Source organism: Wenyingzhuangia gracilariae (genome assembly GCF_056387575.1).
The window spans coordinates 129,466-149,330 of the sequence record NZ_CM150748.1; the positions used below are offsets into that span (position 1 = coordinate 129,466).

General features: G+C 29.8%; 18 protein-coding genes. All 18 read left to right on the forward strand.

Annotation, left to right across the window (positions count from 1 at the left end; genetic code table 11):
* Positions 1–12 precede the first annotated feature (12 nt).
* Genes ACY2IJ_RS00535 through ACY2IJ_RS00620 form a run of 18 tightly spaced genes read left to right on the forward strand, consistent with a single transcriptional unit; the run spans position 13 to position 19,848 of the window.
* Positions 13–834, forward strand: a complete 822-nt coding sequence (locus ACY2IJ_RS00535; protein WP_476725206.1) for a polysaccharide pyruvyl transferase family protein — start codon at positions 13–15, stop codon at positions 832–834.
* A 6-nt stretch (positions 835–840) separates the two neighbouring features.
* Complete coding sequence (locus tag ACY2IJ_RS00540; protein ID WP_476725207.1) at positions 841–1,953, forward strand: glycosyltransferase family 2 protein; 1,113 nt, start codon at positions 841–843, stop codon at positions 1,951–1,953.
* A complete protein-coding gene (locus tag ACY2IJ_RS00545) occupies positions 1,941–2,939 on the forward strand; it encodes an N-acetylneuraminate synthase family protein (protein WP_476725208.1) in 999 nt (332 codons plus the stop codon). The genes ACY2IJ_RS00540 and ACY2IJ_RS00545 overlap by 13 nt, the downstream gene beginning before the upstream one ends.
* 1 nt (position 2,940) lies before the next feature.
* Positions 2,941–4,101: a UDP-N-acetylglucosamine 2-epimerase gene (gene neuC / locus ACY2IJ_RS00550; RefSeq protein WP_476725209.1), complete on the forward strand. Its 1,161-nt coding sequence runs from the start codon at positions 2,941–2,943 to the stop codon at positions 4,099–4,101.
* Positions 4,101–4,799, forward strand: coding sequence for an acylneuraminate cytidylyltransferase family protein (locus ACY2IJ_RS00555; protein WP_476725210.1), 699 nt, complete (start codon positions 4,101–4,103; stop codon positions 4,797–4,799). Before neuC ends, ACY2IJ_RS00555 begins: the two co-directional genes overlap by 1 nt.
* A 3-nt stretch (positions 4,800–4,802) precedes the next feature.
* Positions 4,803–6,506, forward strand: a complete 1,704-nt coding sequence (asnB, locus tag ACY2IJ_RS00560) for an asparagine synthase (glutamine-hydrolyzing) (protein ID WP_476725211.1) — start codon at positions 4,803–4,805, stop codon at positions 6,504–6,506.
* Between the two features lie 6 nt (positions 6,507–6,512).
* Positions 6,513–7,106: an acyltransferase gene (locus ACY2IJ_RS00565; RefSeq protein ID WP_476725212.1), complete on the forward strand. Its 594-nt coding sequence runs from the start codon at positions 6,513–6,515 to the stop codon at positions 7,104–7,106.
* A 2-nt stretch (positions 7,107–7,108) separates the two neighbouring features.
* Positions 7,109–8,230 (forward strand): non-hydrolyzing UDP-N-acetylglucosamine 2-epimerase, encoded by a 1,122-nt coding sequence (gene wecB, locus ACY2IJ_RS00570; RefSeq protein WP_476725213.1) that lies wholly within the window; start codon positions 7,109–7,111, stop codon positions 8,228–8,230.
* Between the two features lie 17 nt (positions 8,231–8,247).
* Positions 8,248–9,630, forward strand: a complete 1,383-nt coding sequence (locus ACY2IJ_RS00575; RefSeq protein WP_476725214.1) for a glycosyltransferase family protein — start codon at positions 8,248–8,250, stop codon at positions 9,628–9,630.
* Positions 9,630–10,763 (forward strand): glycosyltransferase family 4 protein, encoded by a 1,134-nt coding sequence (locus ACY2IJ_RS00580; RefSeq protein ID WP_476725215.1) that lies wholly within the window; start codon positions 9,630–9,632, stop codon positions 10,761–10,763. The genes ACY2IJ_RS00575 and ACY2IJ_RS00580 overlap by 1 nt, the downstream gene beginning before the upstream one ends.
* Entirely contained in the window at positions 10,763–12,316 is a 1,554-nt protein-coding gene (locus tag ACY2IJ_RS00585; RefSeq protein WP_476725216.1) for a glycosyltransferase family 2 protein, read from the forward strand. The genes ACY2IJ_RS00580 and ACY2IJ_RS00585 overlap by 1 nt, the downstream gene beginning before the upstream one ends.
* The gene (locus ACY2IJ_RS00590; protein WP_476725218.1) at positions 12,306–13,295 is read left to right on the forward strand and encodes a glycosyltransferase family 2 protein; all 990 of its coding nucleotides are present in this window, start codon (positions 12,306–12,308) and stop codon (positions 13,293–13,295) included. The genes ACY2IJ_RS00585 and ACY2IJ_RS00590 overlap by 11 nt, the downstream gene beginning before the upstream one ends.
* The gene (locus ACY2IJ_RS00595) at positions 13,295–14,413 is read left to right on the forward strand and encodes a glycosyltransferase (RefSeq protein WP_476725219.1); all 1,119 of its coding nucleotides are present in this window, start codon (positions 13,295–13,297) and stop codon (positions 14,411–14,413) included. Before ACY2IJ_RS00590 ends, ACY2IJ_RS00595 begins: the two co-directional genes overlap by 1 nt.
* Complete coding sequence (locus tag ACY2IJ_RS00600) at positions 14,406–15,482, forward strand: glycosyltransferase (RefSeq protein ID WP_476725220.1); 1,077 nt, start codon at positions 14,406–14,408, stop codon at positions 15,480–15,482. Before ACY2IJ_RS00595 ends, ACY2IJ_RS00600 begins: the two co-directional genes overlap by 8 nt.
* Positions 15,476–16,804, forward strand: coding sequence for an O-antigen ligase family protein (locus ACY2IJ_RS00605; RefSeq protein WP_476725221.1), 1,329 nt, complete (start codon positions 15,476–15,478; stop codon positions 16,802–16,804). The genes ACY2IJ_RS00600 and ACY2IJ_RS00605 overlap by 7 nt, the downstream gene beginning before the upstream one ends.
* A complete protein-coding gene (locus ACY2IJ_RS00610; RefSeq protein WP_476725223.1) occupies positions 16,801–17,811 on the forward strand; it encodes a glycosyltransferase family 4 protein in 1,011 nt (336 codons plus the stop codon). Before ACY2IJ_RS00605 ends, ACY2IJ_RS00610 begins: the two co-directional genes overlap by 4 nt.
* Entirely contained in the window at positions 17,812–19,101 is a 1,290-nt protein-coding gene (locus ACY2IJ_RS00615; RefSeq protein WP_476725224.1) for a phenylacetate--CoA ligase family protein, read from the forward strand.
* A complete protein-coding gene (locus ACY2IJ_RS00620; RefSeq protein ID WP_476725225.1) occupies positions 19,102–19,848 on the forward strand; it encodes a glycosyltransferase family 2 protein in 747 nt (248 codons plus the stop codon).
* The last annotated feature ends 17 nt before the right edge of the window (positions 19,849–19,865 follow it).

A 19,865-nucleotide genomic window follows, 5' to 3' on the forward strand; every position in this document is an offset into this window, starting at 1 on the left:
TTAAGAATAGTAATGGCTAAAAAAGAAAGACTTTTCTGGTGGAATGAAAAATACTTCCACAATCATGAATATGAAAATTACGGAGATGTTTTAGGAAAATATCTGTTTGAAAAAGTTTCAAAGAAAGAGGTCGTTTTTTCACTGCCAAAAAAATGGTCTTATAGAGACTTATTTAAAGATCCTATTTATTTTACAATCGGTAGTATTTTGGCTAATGTAGATAAGAAATGTGTTGTTTGGGGAAGTGGTATTATTAGTGAAGATATTCATGTGGAAAATGCAAAATACCTAGCTGTTCGTGGGCCTAGAACTAGACAGTTTTTATTAAATAAAGGATATAGTGTGCCTGATGTATATGGAGATCCTGCATTATTATTACCTAGGTATTATAACCCCAAAGTAGTGAAAAAATATAAACTTGGAATTATACCTCATAATTATGATTATGAGAATACGTTAAAAAAATATAATCATTTAGAAAATGTAAAAGTAATTTCACTTAAAACGAACGATATAGAGTTTACAACAAATGAGATTTTAGAATGTGAAAGAGTTGTTTCATCATCTTTACACGGAATTATTGTTTCTCATGCCTATCAAATTCCAGCTATATGGGTTGAGTTTTCAGATAAATTATTTGGTGATGGTATAAAATTTATAGATTATTTTGAATCAGTAAAACTAACCCCATATAATATAAAATTATCTCAGATAGATTTAACAAATGAAATTATCGTAGATCAATTTTTCAAGAATTATCCTTCATTGCCTTTAGAAAAAACAATAAAGATAATTAATAACAATTTGTTAGAGGTTTGTCCATTTAAATCATAATGATCTATGGAAAATAAAATCACTTTTATATATACTTTTCGAAATAGAGATTTATATAGAATTCGTAAAAGTTTAGAATCTTTAAAACATCAAACTCTTCAAAATTTTGAAGTAATTTTTGTAGATTATGGTAGTGAAATGACTTCTGCTAAAAAAAACAAAGAATTAGTTGAATCTTTTGAGTTTTCTAAATATATATATTCATATACTAATAATCAGCCCTGGAACAAATCTAGAGCAATTAATATTGCTCTAAAACAAATACACACTCCCTATATATTTATAGCAGATGTAGATGTATTTTATAAAAAAAGTTTTACAACTATTTTAAATAAATATTTAGATAATAATGAGGTTGTTTATTTTAAAGCAGGTTATTTAGATGAGGGAGAATCTGAAAAAGAAGTTGATTTTGAGGATTACACTGTGTTAAAATATAGTAATCATGAAGCAACAGGATGGACATTATTCCCAACGGAACATATTAGAGAAAGTGGTGGTTTTGATGAATATTTTCATTTTTGGGGAAGCGAAGATACTGATGCACATGTAAGAATGGTGAACAAAGGATTAAAACTTGTTTATTATGAAGAAGAAATACTATTGTTACATATATATCATACTTCTTTTCATAAGGCTTTAAAAGAACATCCTAGAGAACAATTTATAGTACCCAATAATATTGTTAAATTAAATAATCAGCACTGTGAATTCCATAAAGACTCAAAAATTATAAATGTTAATTTAAATAGAAGAGTTGGAGAAGTAATGAGTAAGGAAGATTTTATGGAATTACAAAAGAATATAACACATGTTTATTATATCAATAATTCAATTAGTCAAGTAGAGTATTATATATATAATATTTTGAATTCAACAGAAACAGGTATCTTTCATTTTCAATTCTCAGAGCAAAATAATAATAGAAATATTAAAAGTTTACTAAAAAAAATATTAGGTATTAAACAAGAACGTTATTTTACCTTAGAACAGATAAACTCTTTGCTTATAAAAGAACTCATATTTAAGTATAGAGATTACAAGTACTTGTATACAATCAACAGTTCATTGGATGAATTGAATCTGATTATAAAAAGAGATAAATTATGTTTATTATAGCAGAAATAGCGCAAGCACACGATGGAAGTTTAGGAATGGCACATGCTTATATAGATGCGGTTGCTAAAACAGGCTGTGATGCCATCAAATTTCAAACTCATATTGCTGAAGCAGAAAGTAGTATTCATGAACCTTTTAGAGTCAAGTTTTCTAAGCAGGACGTTAGCAGAATGGACTATTGGAAACGTATGGAGTTTACTTTGGAGCAATGGAAAGAAATCAAACAACATTGTGACGAAGTAGGCTTAGAGTTTATGAGTTCTCCTTTTAGCAATGCAGCTGTAGATTTGTTAGAAGAGGTTGGTGTGAAACAATACAAAGTTGGATCTGGAGAGGTAAACAATTTTGTGTTGTTAGAAAAAATAGCACAAACAGGAAAACCTGTTATCATATCCTCAGGAATGAGCTCTTTTGAGGAATTGGATAAAACCGTAACATTTTTAAAATCTAGGAGAGTAGCTTATTCAATTTTACAATGCACGACAGCATATCCTACACAACCTGCTCAATTTGGTCTGAATGTTATTCAAGAACTGAAGGATCGATATAAAGTTTCTGTAGGTTTTTCAGATCATTCCTCTTCAACAGAAGCCTGTATTGCGGCAAGAGCATTAGGTGCAGAAATTTTAGAGTTTCATGTGGTTTTTGACAAAGAAATGTTTGGTCCCGATGCCAAAGCATCGTTAACCATAGATGAAACAACTCAATTGGTCAAAGCTGTAAACAATATTACGGTAGCCTTGCAAAACCCTGTGAGTAAATCAGATAATTCGGAATTTCATAATTTAAAATCCATTTTTGAAAAATCATTAGCAGTTAATAAGAATTTAAAAGCAGGAGATACCCTTAGTTTTTCGGACTTAGAGACTAAAAAACCTAAAGGATTTGGTATCTTGGCTAGTGAATACGAAAAAGTAATTGGTAAAAAATTAAAAAGAGACTTGTCTCAATGGGATTTTTTAAATGATGAAGATTTAATAGCATAATATGTCTGTAAAAAAAATATGTGTTGTCGTTACAGCACGTCCCTCTTATAGTAGAATAAAAACAGCTTTAGCAGCCATTAAAAATCATCCTAAATTAGAGTTGCAATTGGTGATTGCAGGATCTGCATTGTTAGGACGTTATGGAAATGCGGTAGAGTTTATAGAAAAAGATGGTTTTACCATAGAAGAGAAAGTTTTTATGGTTTTAGAAGGAGAAAATCCTACTTCTATGGCCAAAACTACAGGTTTAGGAGTTATGGAATTGGCCAATGTTTTTTATCGTTTACAACCAGATGCTGTGGTAACTATTGCAGATAGGTTTGAAACAATTGCAACAAGTATTGCTGCAGCTTATCAAAACATACCCTTAATTCACATTCAAGGAGGAGAAGTAACAGGAAATATTGATGAAAAGGTCCGTCATGCCAATACCAAATTAGCAGATGTACATTTGGTAGCCTCAGAAGATGCGAAACAAAGAGTCTTAAAAATGGGAGAAAATCCAGAGATGGTGTTTAATACAGGTTGTCCCTCTATAGATTTAGCTAATGAAATAAAAAACAATCCAACTTTAGATTTTGATCCTATTCAAAAATATGGAGGAGTGGGGGAAAACGTAAATTGGAAAGAAGAGGGATATATAGTAGTTATGCAACATCCGGTAACTACAGAATATGCATCCGCTAGAAAAGATGTGGAAGAAACCTTAAAAGCAGTTTATGAACTAAACATGCCAACTTTTTGGTTTTGGCCCAATGTAGATGCAGGGTCTGATGGGACTTCAGGAGGGATACGATCTTTTAGAGAAAATTATCAGCCTAAGAATATTCATTTCTTTAAAAATATGGAGCCGAATGATTTTTTAAAATTATTGGTAAATAGCAAGTGTTTAGTAGGGAATTCTAGTGTAGGAATTCGTGAATGTTCTTATTTAGCAGTACCTGTTGTAAATATAGGAACTCGTCAAAACAAAAGAGAAAGAGCGAGTAATGTCTTAGATACTATTTATGATAAAAATGAAATTATAAAGAGTATAAAAAATAGAATTACTGCTACTAATATTGTATCAGAAAATATTTATGGAGATGGAGCATCGGGGCAAAGAATAGCCAATATTCTTGCAGAAACAAAGTTAACATTTCATAAAACCATTGTATACTAATGAAAATTTTAGGTGTTATACCCGCCAGAGGTGGTTCTAAGGGAGTTCCTAGAAAGAATATAAAATTATTAGGAAAAAAACCTTTGATTCAATATACATCTGAGGTTGCCTTAGCTAGTAAATTAATTGATACAGTAGTTTTAAGTAGTGATGATGATGAAATTATAACAGTAGCAAAAAAAATAGGTATTCAAGTTCCTTTTAAAAGACCTTTAAATTTAGCAATAGATATAGCTCCTACCTTACCTGTTATTCAACATGCTTTAATCTATTACAAAGCTATAGGTATTGAGTTTGATGCTGTTTGTTTATTGCAAGTAACAAGCCCTTTTAGAACGGTTGAGTTTTTAAACAAAGCGATTGAAAAATTTATAAAGGCCAATACAGATAGTTTGGTTTCTGTTCAAGAAGTTCCACATGAGTACAACCCTCATTGGGTTTTTAAACAAGATGATTTAGGGAGTTTAAAAATTGCTACAGGAGATGAACAAATTATTTCTAGAAGACAAGACTTGCCTAAAGCTTATCATAGAGATGGAAGTATTTATTTAACAAAAACTTCCGTTATTTTAGAACAAAATTCTTTATATGGAACTAGTATTTCTTGTATAGAGTCTCCTAAAGAATGGTATGTAAATATAGATACGTTAGAAGACTGGGAAAAAGCTCAAAAATTATTAAGCCAATTAAACAGGTAACCTATGTGCGGTATTGCAGGAATTTTAGGGGTAGATATAGATAAAAAAACTACTTTATCTAAAATGTTGTTGACACAACAACATAGAGGACCAGATGATACAAGTGTTTGGAATGATGAACTTGTTGCTTTAGGGCATAATAGGTTAGCCATTTTAGATTTAAATAAAGAAAGTAATCAACCTTTTAAGAGTAATTGTGGTAATTACATTTTAATCTTTAATGGAGAGGTTTATAATTATTTAGAACTTAAAGAAGAGTTAAAAGTAGCGTATAGTTTCAAAACAGCATCGGACACCGAAGTTCTTTTGGCTGCATATATAAAATGGGGAAAAGAATGTTTATCAAAATTAAATGGAATGTTTTCTTTTGCCATTTGGGATGTAAAAAAACAAGAATTGTTTGCGGCTAGAGATCGTTTTGGAGTAAAACCATTTTATTATGCTCAAAAGAAAAATGTGTTTTATTTTGCTTCAGAAATAAAAACATTGCACGCTGCTGGAGTAAGAAAAGAATACAATGAGTCCGTTTGGGCAGGTTATTTAGCGTATGGAAGTTATGGAATGCCTAACGAAACTTTTTGGAAAGATATTGAACAATTACCAGGAGGACATTTTTTAGAAATTAAAAAAAATCAGTGTGAAATTTCTAAATGGTATTTCTTTGAAGAAGAAATAAAAAAACATAAAAAAGAAACTTCTTTTACACAAGTAAAAGAAACTTATAAAAAAATATTAGAAGACAGTATAAAACTTAGATTTAGGGCCGATGTAGCAGTTGGTTTTAATATTAGTGGTGGTTTAGATAGTTCTACACTTTTAGCATTTGTAAATAGAATAGAAGGAAAAGAACGTATAAATGCATATACCTTTTACACCAATAATGAACGTTATGATGAATTACCTTGGGTAGAGGAGATGATTGCTTTAACCAAAAATCCATTGCAGAAGGTATTATTAAAAGCAGACAAAGAATTAATTCATAAGTTGACATATATTGCTCAAATACAAGATGAACCCTTTGGTGGAATTCCAACAGTAGCTTACAGTCAAATTTTTAATCAAGCTAGAAAAGATACTAATTTAGTATTGTTAGATGGACAAGGAATGGACGAGCAATGGGCGGGTTATGATTATTATACCCAAAACAATAGCCACACAATTCAAGGAGTTTCTAAATCGCCTTTTAGACCCAAAGTTTTAAATGAAGATTTTATAAAGAAAGCAAAGAAAATAACCTATCCACAACCATTTGATTGTGAGGTGTTAAATAAGCAGTATAGAGATTTATTTTACACCAAAATACCTAGAGCTTTAAGGTTTAATGATCGAGTTTCTATGGCATATAGTACAGAGCTAAGAGAACCTTTTTTAGATTATAGGTTGGTAGAATATGCTTTTGCACAACCTTTAGAATATAAAATAAAAAATGGGGTTCAAAAATATTTATTAAGAGAGTTAGTTGCTGAGTTTTTAAGCGATTCTATAACATATGCTCCTAAAAGGCCATTACAGACACCTCAAAGAGAATGGTTGGGAGATGAAATTTTTAATGAAGTAGAAAGTTCCGTAAATAAATTAAGAAAGAGTAGTATTGCTAATTGGTTCAATTTTTCAGAATTAGAAAAGGAATTAAAATTATATAAAGACGGAGATAGAGACTCTAGTTTTCATATATGGCAGTGGTTTAACACTAGTGTTTTAAATTAAATGATAATGAATCGAATATTGTTTTTTTTTATAAAAAGGCTTCCTTTAAATTTTCTCAGAGTATTTGTTTACAAGTATTTCTTTAATTACAAAATAGGTAAAAATGTCTACATAGGTAAAAGTATAATTAAAGCTAATAAAGTTAATATAGGTGATAATGTGTCTATTAAAAATGATAATCATATAGTTTGTAATACTTTAAGTATAGGGAATGGAGTTCATATACATAGTGGTAATTATATTGGTGGTGGGGCAAATTTTAGTATAGGTAGTTATAGTAGAATAATAAACAATCACCATATAGATTTATGGAATAATGTAATGATAGGTAAGAATTCGTGGCTTGCAGGAAAGAATAGTCAGATTTGGACACATGGTTCTGTAAATACTAAAATAGGAAAAAGCTTAAATGTAGAAATAGGAGATAATGTATATATAGGTTCAAATACAAATATTGCTCCTGGAGTTAAAATTTCTAATTGTAATTTAGTAGGTTTAGGAAGTGTTGTCGCTAGCAGTTTTATAGACTCTAATACAATTATATTAGGAAATCCAGCTATTGTTGTTAAAACAAATATTGATTGGAGGAAAAATTGGTAAATATGAAAAAAATATTAATAGTTTTTGGAACTAGACCTGAAGCCATAAAAATGGCTCCTTTGGTCAAAGAATTATATCAGCAGACTAATTTTGATACGAAGGTTTGTGTAACAGCGCAACATAGAGAAATGTTAGATCAGGTTTTGGAATTTTTTAAGATTATACCAGCATATGATTTAGACTTGATGAAAGCCAATCAAAGTTTAAACCAATTAAGTGCAAGAATATTAACAGCTATAGATACTGTTTTAATAGATTTTAATCCAGATTTGGTGCTAGTGCATGGTGATACTTCTACAAGTAGTATGGTGGCTTTAGCAGCTTTTCATAGGGGTGTTCAAATAGGACATGTAGAAGCAGGCTTAAGAACCTATAACAAACTGGCTCCTTTTCCAGAAGAAATCAATAGACAAATGACAGGGAGATTGGCAGATCTTCATTTTGCTCCTACACAACAATCGGCTCAAAACTTGCTAAATGAAGGAGTACATCCAAATTCAATTCACGTTACAGGAAACACTGTGATTGATGCCTTGTTATGGGGGATTCAGCATGTGAATGAGGAAAGAAAAGATATTCAAGCAATTAAAGAATTTATTATAACAGATAAAAAGTTAATTGTTGTAACGGGACATAGACGGGAAAATTTTGGAGAGAAGTTTTATGAGTTTTGTGCTGCTTTAAAAGAATTAGCGACTCGAGACGATGTACAAATCATATATCCAGTACATTTAAATCCAAATGTCCAAAAAGTAGTCTATGACACCTTAGGAAATCTTAACAACATATTATTAATTGCTCCTTTGGACTATGAAGCTTTTATATGGTTGTTAAACCAATCTTATTTAATTATTACGGATAGTGGTGGGGTACAAGAAGAAGCTCCTTCTTTAAAAAAGCCGGTATTGGTAACAAGGGAAGTAACCGAAAGGCAAGAAGCTGTAGAAGAAGGAACTGTAAAATTGGTAGGAACAAATAAAGAGGAAATATTAAAACAAGCTTTTTTGTTGTTAGAGAACCATCAAGTATATCAAGATATGGTAGGAACTAAAAATCCTTATGGAGATGGAACTGCATCACAAAAAATACTAAATATTTTAGAGAATAGTTTTAGTTTTAAATAGTAGTAAGAATGAGTAAAATGAAGAAAGTATTTGTTTTTTTACCTGATGGAATTGGTCTTCGGAACTTTGCTTATACTAATTTTGACAAACTAGGTCTTAAGTATAATTTAGAGACAGTTTATTGGAATAATACAAATTTTGATTTGTCTACAATAGGCTTAAAACAAATTAAAATAAGTAACAGTAAGAGTACTGTTTTAACTGATTTGTATAAAAGAGCAAAAGTTATAATAGAACTTAAACAAAATTATAAAAAGACTAAAAATAGAGTTTTTCTTTCATACATTTTTCCACAATCTTATAAAGGATTTAAAAACTGTATAAAATCATTAGTTGTAGATTGTTTTGTATTCTTGTTTAATTCAAAGAAGGGTTTAGAATTTATAAAAAACAGAATGTTTGCTTTAGAGCGTACAACTACGTATTATAAAAAATCTAAAGAAACTCTTATTAAAGAAAAACCCAATCTTGTTTTTTTAACCAACCAAAGACCTTTATCTGCAGTGGCAGCTTTGTTGGCAGCTCAAGATTTAAAGATACCTACAGTTACTTTTATATATTCTTGGGACAACTTACCTAAAGGAATGATGGTTGTGAAATCTGATTATTATTTTGTGTGGAGTGATCACATGAAACAAGAATTAATGTTTTATTATCCAGAGGTGTCAGCAAATAGAATTCATGTAGTGGGAACACCTCAATTTGAAATACATTATCAACCAGAATTAATAATTCCTAAAGAAGAATTTTATAAAAAATATAATTTAGATTTTGATAGAAAATACATCTGTTTTTCTGGAGATGATATTACAACCTCCCCTAATGATGAATTTTATTTAGAAGATGTGGCTAATGCAGTGGAAAATTTAAATAAACAAGGAAAAAATATAGGAATTATCTATAGAAAATGTCCAGTAGATTTTACGAATAGACATCAAAAAATATATGAAAAATATAAAAGTGTAATTACTCTTATAGATCCTCTTTGGGAAAATTTAGGAAGTAGTTGGAATAGGGTGATGCCTACAAAAGAGGATATGAATTTATTAGCGAGTACTGTTTGTTATACAGAGTTGGTGATAAATGTAGGCTCTTCTATGGTGTTTGATTATGCTGCTCAAAACAAACCATGTGCTTATTTAAATTACAATACCGAAAAAAAGAAGAACACGAAATGGAGTATCCAAAAGATATACAAGTTTATACATTTTAAATCGATGCCTAGTCAGAAAGCTGTTTTATGGATCAACTCTAAAGATGAAATTTCAGATATAATAATAAAGGGATTAGAAGGAAAAAAAATGGTAGATACTTTAGATTGGTATATTAAGATTTGTGGAAACCATCCTGAAAATTCATCAAACTATATTTGGAGTATGATTAAAAAAATAATTGAATAATGCATATTGCTTTCTTAACACCAGAATATCCATGTCCCAATTTTAAAGGGAGTATTGGTGGCATAGGAACCTTTACCAAAAATTTGGCAGAAAGTTTATTAAAGAATAAGGTAAAAGTAACGGTGTTTATTCACAGTCAAAGTACAGAAGTTACTTTTGATGTAAATGGAGTAGAGGTTCATTCCGTAAAAAAGAAAGCTGTTAAAGGAATTACTTGGTATACAAACAGACGATATTTTAATAAGTATGTCAATCAAGTTATAAAGAGGAATAAAATAGATGTAATTGAAGCCCCTGAATGGACAGGTTTTACTGCGTTTATGAAGTTTCAATGTCCGCTTGTAATTAGATTGCATGGTTCTGATACTTATTTTTGTGATTTAGAACATAGAAAAGTAAAAGCTAAGAATCATTTTTTTGAGAAAAGAGCATTGCTGGGAGCAGATAAGATTGTTGGAGTTAGTAACTTTGTGTCTTTAAAAACAAAAGAGTTGTTTGGTTTAACAACTGAAATTAAAACAATTTACAATACAATTGATATTGAATTGTTTAAGCCCAATCCTAAATTGATAAAACCAAAATCCTTATTCTATTTTGGAACTCTTGTTCGTAAAAAAGGAGTCTTAGAAATCGCAAAAATGTTTACTAAGTTGGTAGAAGAAGATGATGAAATTACGTTAGTTTTGTTGGGGAAAGACAATAAAGATGTGTTTACAGGGACTTCTACTTTACAGATGATCAATGAAATCCTATCAGAAAAAGCTCAAAAAAAGTTAAGTTACATAAAAGCTGTTCCTTACAATCAAGTTTTAAATTACATACAACAAGCAGAAGTGGTGTTGTTGCCTAGTTTTGCCGAAGCTTTTCCTATGACCTGGTTAGAAGCCATGGCCTTAGAAAAAAAACTAGTGACCTCTAATATAGGTTGGGCCAAGGAATTAATGATTGATAGGGTTACAGGATTTATGATTGACCCTACAAATACAGATGATTTTAAAAGAAAGACTTTAACTTTGTTGAATGATAGCAAGGAAGCTAATAAAATGGCTGTAAATGCTAGACAAAGAATTGTAACTAATTTTGATAGCAATTATTCAATACAAGAGAATATCAATTTCTATAAGAACTTATAATGATTATTTTATATCACGACGAAATTTCTGCAATAGAGTATGAAAATACTCAGGAGAATACACTTATAAGATGTTCTGAGAAAAGCATTCAAAAATGCTTGTATTCTTTGTCTATTGAGTTTAAAAACACCTTGCTGATTTGGTGTCATTATCGTTTAAAAGATGTTATCAATAGAGCAGCATTGCCTCAAATTTTTCATCATCAATTAATTTTGGCAAGTTACAATCTCAGTGAAAACTACGTGATTCCAAAAGAAATAGGCTTTGTAGATCAACACTGTTTTATCAATGTAAAAAAAGAACTTACGTATCCTACTTGGTTAATGTCTTCAAACATTGGAGGTGTAAACGCTAATGTTTTACTAAAATGTCAAGAATTAGTCAATGTTAGACAATCATTTGATGAATTTTTGTGTAGCCTGGCAAAATTAAATATGCCCAAAGGTTTACTGTGTTATTCTGAACCTAATTTATTGGGTTATGTACCTAAAGAACTGTCGTTTGATATAAAAAGTGAGAAATCTGTCCTGTTTAAATTTGTAAAAAAACATTATAAATTACAGTGGGTTTTTATTTTGCTGTTTAATTATGTATTATATAACAAGCAGTTTCCTTTTATCGCTTTTATCAAAAGTTTATGGAGTAAAAAGAATAAAATATCTTCTATTGATTTCTCTGACTTACAAGTAAAATCTATAAAAAAAAGTATTGCTAAAGATTCTTTCAAAGTAGATGTGTTAATTCCAACTTTAGGACGTAAAGAACATTTATATAATGTACTAGTAGATTTATCTAAACAAACTATAATTCCTAAAAAAGTAATTATAGTAGAACAAAATGGACTAGAGGGATCTGCATCAGAATTAGATTATTTAGTTAATGACTGGCCTTTTATTATAGATCATACGTTTACGCATCAATTGGGAGCTTGTAATGCTAGAAATATCGCCTTGTCTAAAGTGACTTCTGACTGGGTGTTTTTTGCAGATGATGATGTTAGATTTGATATAAATTTATTAGAAAGAACTTTTAATGAAATAAACAAATATGGGACAGATTCTATTGTGATGGGATGTTTACAAAAAGGTGAGTTAAACAAGAGTAACACAATTAAACAAAGTGAACATTTTGGATCTGGAACAAGTATTGTGAAAGCTCGTTTTTTGAAACATATTAAATTTAAAAAAGAACATGAGTTTGGTTATGGTGAGGATAATGATTTTGGAATGCAGCTTAGAAATTGTGGAGTAGAAATTTTAAGTATTCCTACTATAAGTATGTTACATTTAAAAGCACCTGTAGGTGGTTTTAGACAGAAAATCAAACATGAGTGGAGTACTAGTCAAATTCAGCCTAAACCTTCACCAACAGTAATGGCTTATAACTTAAAACATTTAACACCAGAGCAATTAAGAGGATACAAAACCTTACTTTTTATAAAGTTTTATAAGAAACAGTCTATTAAAAATCCATTAGCTTATTTAAGAAGTTTTCATAAACGATGGGATGTTAGTGTAAAATGGGCTAAAAAAATGATGGAAGATGAAGTTTAGCTTAATTATATGTACCTACATGCGACCTCAAGCTTTGTTAAAGCTATTAAAATCTGTAGCGGTTCAATCTTTGTATCCCGATGAGATTCTAATTATTGATGGATCTACGAATGATGATACAAAAAGGACTCTTGAAGAAAATTCATTCGATAATTTAAAGTACTATAAAGTTTCTGATGAGGAAAGAGGTTTAACCAAACAACGAAATTATGGGGTTAAAAAGGTTGGAGATTCCATAGAAGTAATAGCTTTTTTAGATGATGATACTATTTTGGAAAAGGATTATTTTTATCATTTACTAAATACATATCATTTGTATCCAGATGCATTAGCTGTTGGTGGTTATATTGTTAACGAGATTGAATGGAAACAAAAACAAAAAACAAGTTCTAAGGAGTTCTTTTACGATGGTTGGGTAAGAAAAGAAGGTGCTAGATTCAAACTAAGAAAAAAATTAGGTTTGTTAGATACTACTCCACCAGGTTGGATGCCTAAATTCTCTAATGGTCGTTCTGTTGGTTTTTTACCTCCAAGTAATAAAGTGTATCCAGTAGAGCAATTAATGGGAGGAGTTGCCTCCTACAGAAGAGAAGTTTTTAAAGAACTTTCTTTCTCAAAATATTTTGAAGGTTATGGGCTGTATGAAGATGCGGATTTTTCTTTACGATTGGCAAAAAAAGGAAAACTATACGTTAATACAGCTGCTAAACTAGAACACCATCATGATGCTTCAGGAAGACCTAATCAATTTAAATATGGGAAAATGGTGACTCGTAATGGTTGGTATGTTTGGAGAGTTAAATATAATAAACCAAGTTTAAAAGCACGTATACAATGGAATAGCATTGCTGTAGTACTAATTGTACTAAGATTTGCAAATGTTTTTACAACAAATAACAGAAAAGAAGCTTTTACAGAAGTATTAGGAAGATGTGTAGGATTGTTTTCTTTGATTTTTAATAAACCAAAAATAAAATAATGATTTTTGGAATTATAACACATGCAGTTCACAAGATTAAAGACGGACAGGTTTATGCTTATGAACCTTATGTTCGAGAAATGAATTTATGGGCAAAATATGTCGATGAAATCATTATTCTAGCTCCTGTTTCTAAAGATCCAATTAGTAGTATTGAAGCCCCTTATCAACATGAAACTATTAGAATTGTAGAAATTCCAAACTTTGACATTACTTCTTTTAAAAACATAGTAAAATCCATAGTAGTCATTCCTCAGATTTGTAGATTGATTTATAAAGTAATGAAACAAGCTCAACACATTCATTTGCGTTGTCCTGGAAATGTAGGTTTGTTGGGATGTTTGGTTCAGATTTTATTTCCCTCAAAGCCCAAAACGGCTAAATATGCCGGAAATTGGGATCCTAATAGTAAACAACCCATTACATATGGATTTCAAAAATGGTTGTTATCAAATACTTTTTTAACAAAAAACATGAAGGTATTGGTGTATGGACAATGGCCGAATCAGACTAAAAATATTTTGTCTTTTTTTACAGCGAGTTATCATCAAAATGAAATTGTTGAAATTCAGACTAAAAATATAAATCAGCAAATAAAATTACTTTTTGTAGGAGGGTTAACGGTAGGGAAACAACCTTTAATTAGTGTAAAATCAACACATCAACTATTACAAAAAGGATATGATGTTGTATTACATATTTATGGTGATGGAGTTAAAAAACCAGAAATAGAAACTTATATAAAAGAACATCAATTAAAAGATAGAGTAGTGCTACATGGAAATGTAGAGAAAGATGTGGTTAAAAAAGCATTTCAAGAATCACATTTTCTTATTTTTATATCTAAATCCGAAGGTTGGCCTAAAGTAGTTGCCGAAGCTATGTTTTGGGAATGCTTGCCAATAACTTCAAAAGTGTCTTGTGTGCCCTATATACTTGGGAATAATACCAGAGGAAAGGTCGTAAATTCTAATATTGATGAGGTTGTCATGGCTATTGAAAATTACATTAATAATAAAGATATATATGTAGATCATGCTCAAAATGCAAAACAGTGGTCTAGACAATTTACACTAGAAAAATTTGAACAAGAAATTAAAAAAATATTAAATGTCTAAAGAACTAAATGTTTTACAAGTTATTGATTCTTTAGCGGTTGGAGGAGCAGAAGTAATGGCTGTAAATATAGCTAATGGGCTTGCTGATAGAAATGTAAATTCTCATATCTGTGTGACTAGAAAGGAGGGCTTGTTAAAAGAAAAGATAAACACATTTGTAGGATATCTGTTTTTAAATAAAAAAGGAACTATAGATTTTAAAGCTATTTTAAAATTAAAAAAATATATAAAAAAGCATAGAATAAAAATTATTCACGCACACTCATCTTCTTTCTTTATAGCTATTTTAGTAAAATTGTTAATTCCATCAGTACAAGTTGTTTGGCATGATCATTATGGAAAATCAGATGAAATAGATGAAAGGAAAGCAACTGTTCTTCAATTAAGTTCTTTTTTCTTCTCTTCAGTGATTGTTGTAAACCAGGTCTTATATCAATGGGTAGAAAAAAAAATAAAAACTAAAAACATCCATTACTTGGCTAATTTTTCAGTACTTAATAAATCAGAACCTATTACAAAATTAAAAGGGATAGAAGGAAAGAGAATTGTTTGTTTGGCAGCATTTAGACCTCAAAAAGATCATTTAAATCTATTAAAAGCTTTTAAAAATATTCAACAAAAATATTCAGATTGGACCTTGCATTTAGTAGGAGATCATCAAAAAGATGATTATTTTCATAAAGTTTTTGATTTTATGAAAAAAAATAATTTAAATACTACTGTATATGTTTACAATGCTTGCTTAGATGTTCTTAATGTGTTAAAACAAGCGACGATTGGTATATTGTCATCAAACTCAGAAGGCTTGCCTTTGGCCTTGTTAGAATATGGGTTGACTGGTTTACCTGTTGTTGTAACAAACGTAGGTGAATGTAAAAATGTAGTGAATAATTATGGACTAGTTGTTCCAAAAGAAAATACACTAGAGTTGGCTGCAGCTATTGTAAAATATATTGAGAATGAAGATTTAAGAGCATGGCATAGAAAACAATTTCAAGAACATATTATTGAATTTTACTCCAAAGATACTTATTTCGTTAAATTAATAAACACCTATAAAACATGTTAAAAAATAGAACCATCCTTGTTGGTGTTCACTTGATAGCTGGTTTTTTTTTAACTATATCAATAATTCCTAAATTGGTTGCTTTGGGGGTTTTGTTATATGCTCTTTTTGATATTTATGCAAGTAAGAATAATAACAATCAATCTTTTTTATGGGCAGCCTACTTTGTAAGTGCCGAAGTTTTAATGAGAATGACTGGGGGAGCAATTTTTTGGGAAATGGGAAAATACGTCACGATGTTCTTACTTTTTTTAGGTTTGTTAATAGAGGAGAAGTCTAAAGGAGTACCTGTTATATTTTTAATGTATATTTTTTTACTATTAATTGGTGTTGCTTTTTCAAGAATACCGGCAGGAGATTCTATTAGAAAAGCAATTATTTTTAATCTAAGTGGTCCTATAACTTTAGGAGTAGCAGCCATGTATTTTTATCAAAGAGATGTGGATTATAGAAGGTTTAAAGAGGTGATGTTTTTTTCCTTATTACCAGTGTTATCAATGTTGGTTTTATTATATTTTAGAACACCAAGCCTAAAAGAAATTACTTTTGGGTCTTCTGCAAATTTTGAAACTTCAGGTGGGTTTGGACCCAACCAAGTAGCTACAGCTTTGGGATATGGGATTTTTTTAATGGCTACATTATTACTATTAAAAGAAAAAATATCGGGGTATTTAGCTGTTGATGTTTTTTTACTTTTTTATTTAATATATAGGGGATTATTGACTTTTTCACGTGGAGGAATCTTAACAGGTTTTATTGCTTTTCTATTACTTTCTTTATTTTATTTAACTTCTAGAGCTAAGGTAACTTCCATTTTAAAATATGTAGGAATGATGCTGTTTTTTGTATTGTCTGTATGGATTTATAGTACAAACATAACAGGAGGAATGTTAGAAAATAGATATTTAGGAAAAAATACAAAAGGAGTCCAAAAAGAAGATATCTCATCTGGAAGGGTTGATATTTTTGAAAATCAGCTAGAAACATTTATGAAGAATCCAATTTTTGGAATAGGGGTTGGCTCGGGTAAATATATGAGGTTAGAAGAAGAAGATAGCCATATAACAGCAGCTTCTCATAACGAAATGAGTAGATTGTTAGAAGAACATGGAATGATAGGATTGTTAGCTTTGTTGTTGCTTATTTTTGCATCAACAATCAACTTTTTTCAGCAACCTATGTATTTTAAAGGTTTTGTTGTGGCTTTTGCAGTCATATGGTTTTTAACCATTAATCATTCAGCTATGCGAGTTGCTTTCCCAGGTTTTATTTATGGGCTAAGTTTGATTAATGTTACTAATAGAAAAAAAATGCCTGTTACATGAACATTTTATACTTAGGAAATGATTTGGCTGAAGCTTCTAAATATCACAGTGCATACCAAACATTAAAAGAAAATTTACTTAAAGAAGGATATACATTATACACAGCATCTAAACAAAAAAAACAGTTTTTTAGAATGTTAGATATGGTGTATCATGTTCTAAAATATAGAAATAAAGTGGATTATGTGTTGATAGATACTTTTAGTACCAAAGCTTTTTATTTTGCATTTATTTGCTCTCAATTGGCAAGAGTGTTTAAGCTAAAATACATTCCCATTTTACATGGAGGAAATTTACCACACAGATTAGATACATCGGTTTATTATAGTCAACAAATTTTTAATCATTCGGTATACAATGTTTCACCCTCTCATTATTTAAAGCATGAATTTCAAAAAAGAGGTTATAAAGTCAAGTTAATTCCTAATACAATAAATATTCAAGAATATTTATTTAAAGAAAGGAAACACATCACACCTAAAATATTATATGTTAGGGCATTTGCAACTTTGTATAACCCATTGATGGCAATAAGTGTTTTTCAAAAAATTTTAAAAATAGATCCAAAAGCAGAACTATGTATGGTTGGGCCAGATAGGGATGGGACGTTAAAAATATTTCAAGAAAAAGTAAAAGAATTAAAGCTTGAAAAAGCTATAAAAATTACTGGGGTAATGTCAAAAAAAGAATGGCATACATTGTCTCAAGATTATTGTATTTTTATTAATACAACCAATGTAGATAATACTCCTGTTAGTTTGATAGAAACCATGGCTCTAGGACTACCTATTGTGTCTACAAACGTTGGTGGAATTCCTTATCTAGTTTCAGACACTATAGATGGTGTATTGGTAGAAAAAAACAATGCAGACCAAATGTTTCAACAAATTATAAATTTGTTAGAAAAACCAGAGTTTGTAAATCAATTGTCTATAAACGGTAGGAAAAAAGCAGAGCAATTAGATTGGAACGTTGTTAAACATAAATGGGCTAATATTTTAAGATAAATGTTGCATAAAATTATATATAAAATAGGGGTTAAATCTAGAAATCCATCTTTACAAAAATGGATTTCTTTTTTAGAAAAATCTGAAAAATGGTCTATTCAAGAACTTGAAGCTTATCAATTAAAAAAGTTAAAAGAGTTACTGTCTTTTGCATATGAATATTCGCCTTTTTATAAAGAATATTTTAACAAGCATAAGGTTGATTTGAATGAGATTAAAGAGTTGAATGATCTTGTAAAAATTCCTGTGTTAGAAAAACAAACATTGTTAGAAAACATACAAGGCATTCATACAAACTATACGTTTAAAAAAACGTTAAAAGCCATCACATCAGGTACCACAGGAAAATCGTTAAGTTTCTTAAGAGATGAAAGTGCAGATTCCTTTAACAGAGCTGCATTTTTTAGAGGTTATTCTTGGTATGGAGTAAATCCTTGGGATAGAAATGCGTATTTTTGGGGATTTAATTTTTCTTTTAAAGATAAGTTAAAAACTAGGTTTTTAGATTTTTTACAAAATAGATTTAGAGTCTTTAGTTATAATAAAAAATCTTTTTATCCTTTTGCAAAGAGGTTAAAAAAGGTAACGTATATTCACGGATATTCATCGATGTTATACCAAACAGCAAAATTAATTAATGATTTAAAACTAGAAAAACCTAAGAATTTAAAGATGATTAAGGGGACTAGTGAAAAAATATTTGAAGTATATCAAGAAGAGGTACAAAAAGCTTTTGGTTTAAAAATTATTAGTGAGTACGGTGCCACAGAATCTGGAATTATTGCTTTTGAGTGCCCAGAGGGACATATGCATTTAAACATGGAAGGATGTTTGGTTGAAGAAATTGAAGGTCAAATTGTAATTACCAATTTACAAATGAAATCTTTTCCTATTATAAGATATAAATTAGGAGATTATATAGAACTGGCAGCTAAAAGCGAAATCTGTAGGTGCGGAAAGGAACATAGAGTTTTAAAAGATGTAACAGGTAGAGTGGGAGAGAATGTATATGGTCATTCAGAAATATACCCTAATCTTTATTTTTATTATATATTTAAAAACATTCTCAAACATTACGATATAAAGTTAAGTTATCAAGTAATTCAAGAAAAAAAAGGTTTTTTAGACTTTAAAATAGAACAAAAACTACAGCCTAAAGAATTGGAAATTGTAAGCAATGAGATTAAAAAATATTTTTCTGACGATATAAATGTACAAATACAAGACCATGTAGCGTTTACAAACTCAAAAGGAAAACACAAAAGTTTTATTTCTAAAATTAAACCTTAAATGACACAAAATTTAGTCTCTATAATCACTCCATGTTACAATTCTGAACAGTATATTAAAGAAACCATTAATAGTGTATTGAATCAAACACATAAAAACTGGGAACTTTTAATTACAGATGATGGATCTACAGACGAGTCATTAACCATCATCAAAGAGTTTGCAGAAAACGATGCTAGAATTCAGGTGTTTACAATTAACAATTCAGGCCCTGCTGCAGCAAGAAACAAATCCATAGAGCAAGCAAAAGGAAAATATATGGCTTTTTTAGACAGCGATGATATTTGGTTTCCTAACTTTCTTGAACAATCTATTAAAAAATGTATTGATAGTGAGGGGTTTGTATGTGCTTCTTATGAAATGAGAAATGATGATATGGAAGAGGTATATCCAACATTGGTGGTGCCCAGTAAAGTGAATTATATAGACATTTTAAAAACAAACACCATTAGTTGCTTAACAGCATTTATAGATATAGATAAATTAGGAAAAGAATTTATGCCTAATGTTAGGTATAGACAAGACATGGGGCTTTGGCTTATTTATTTAAAAAAAGTAACTTTTTGTAGTGGTATTAAAGAGCCTTTAGCAATATATAGAATAAGAAAAAAATCACATTCTAGAAATAAATTTAATTTATTAATTCCACAATATAAATTTTACAGAAATATCAGTAAATTATCGGTAATTAGCTCTTGTTATTATTTGCTAGTTTGGTCTTACTATGGATTAAAAAAATACAGGTAAAAACTATTTAGAATTAA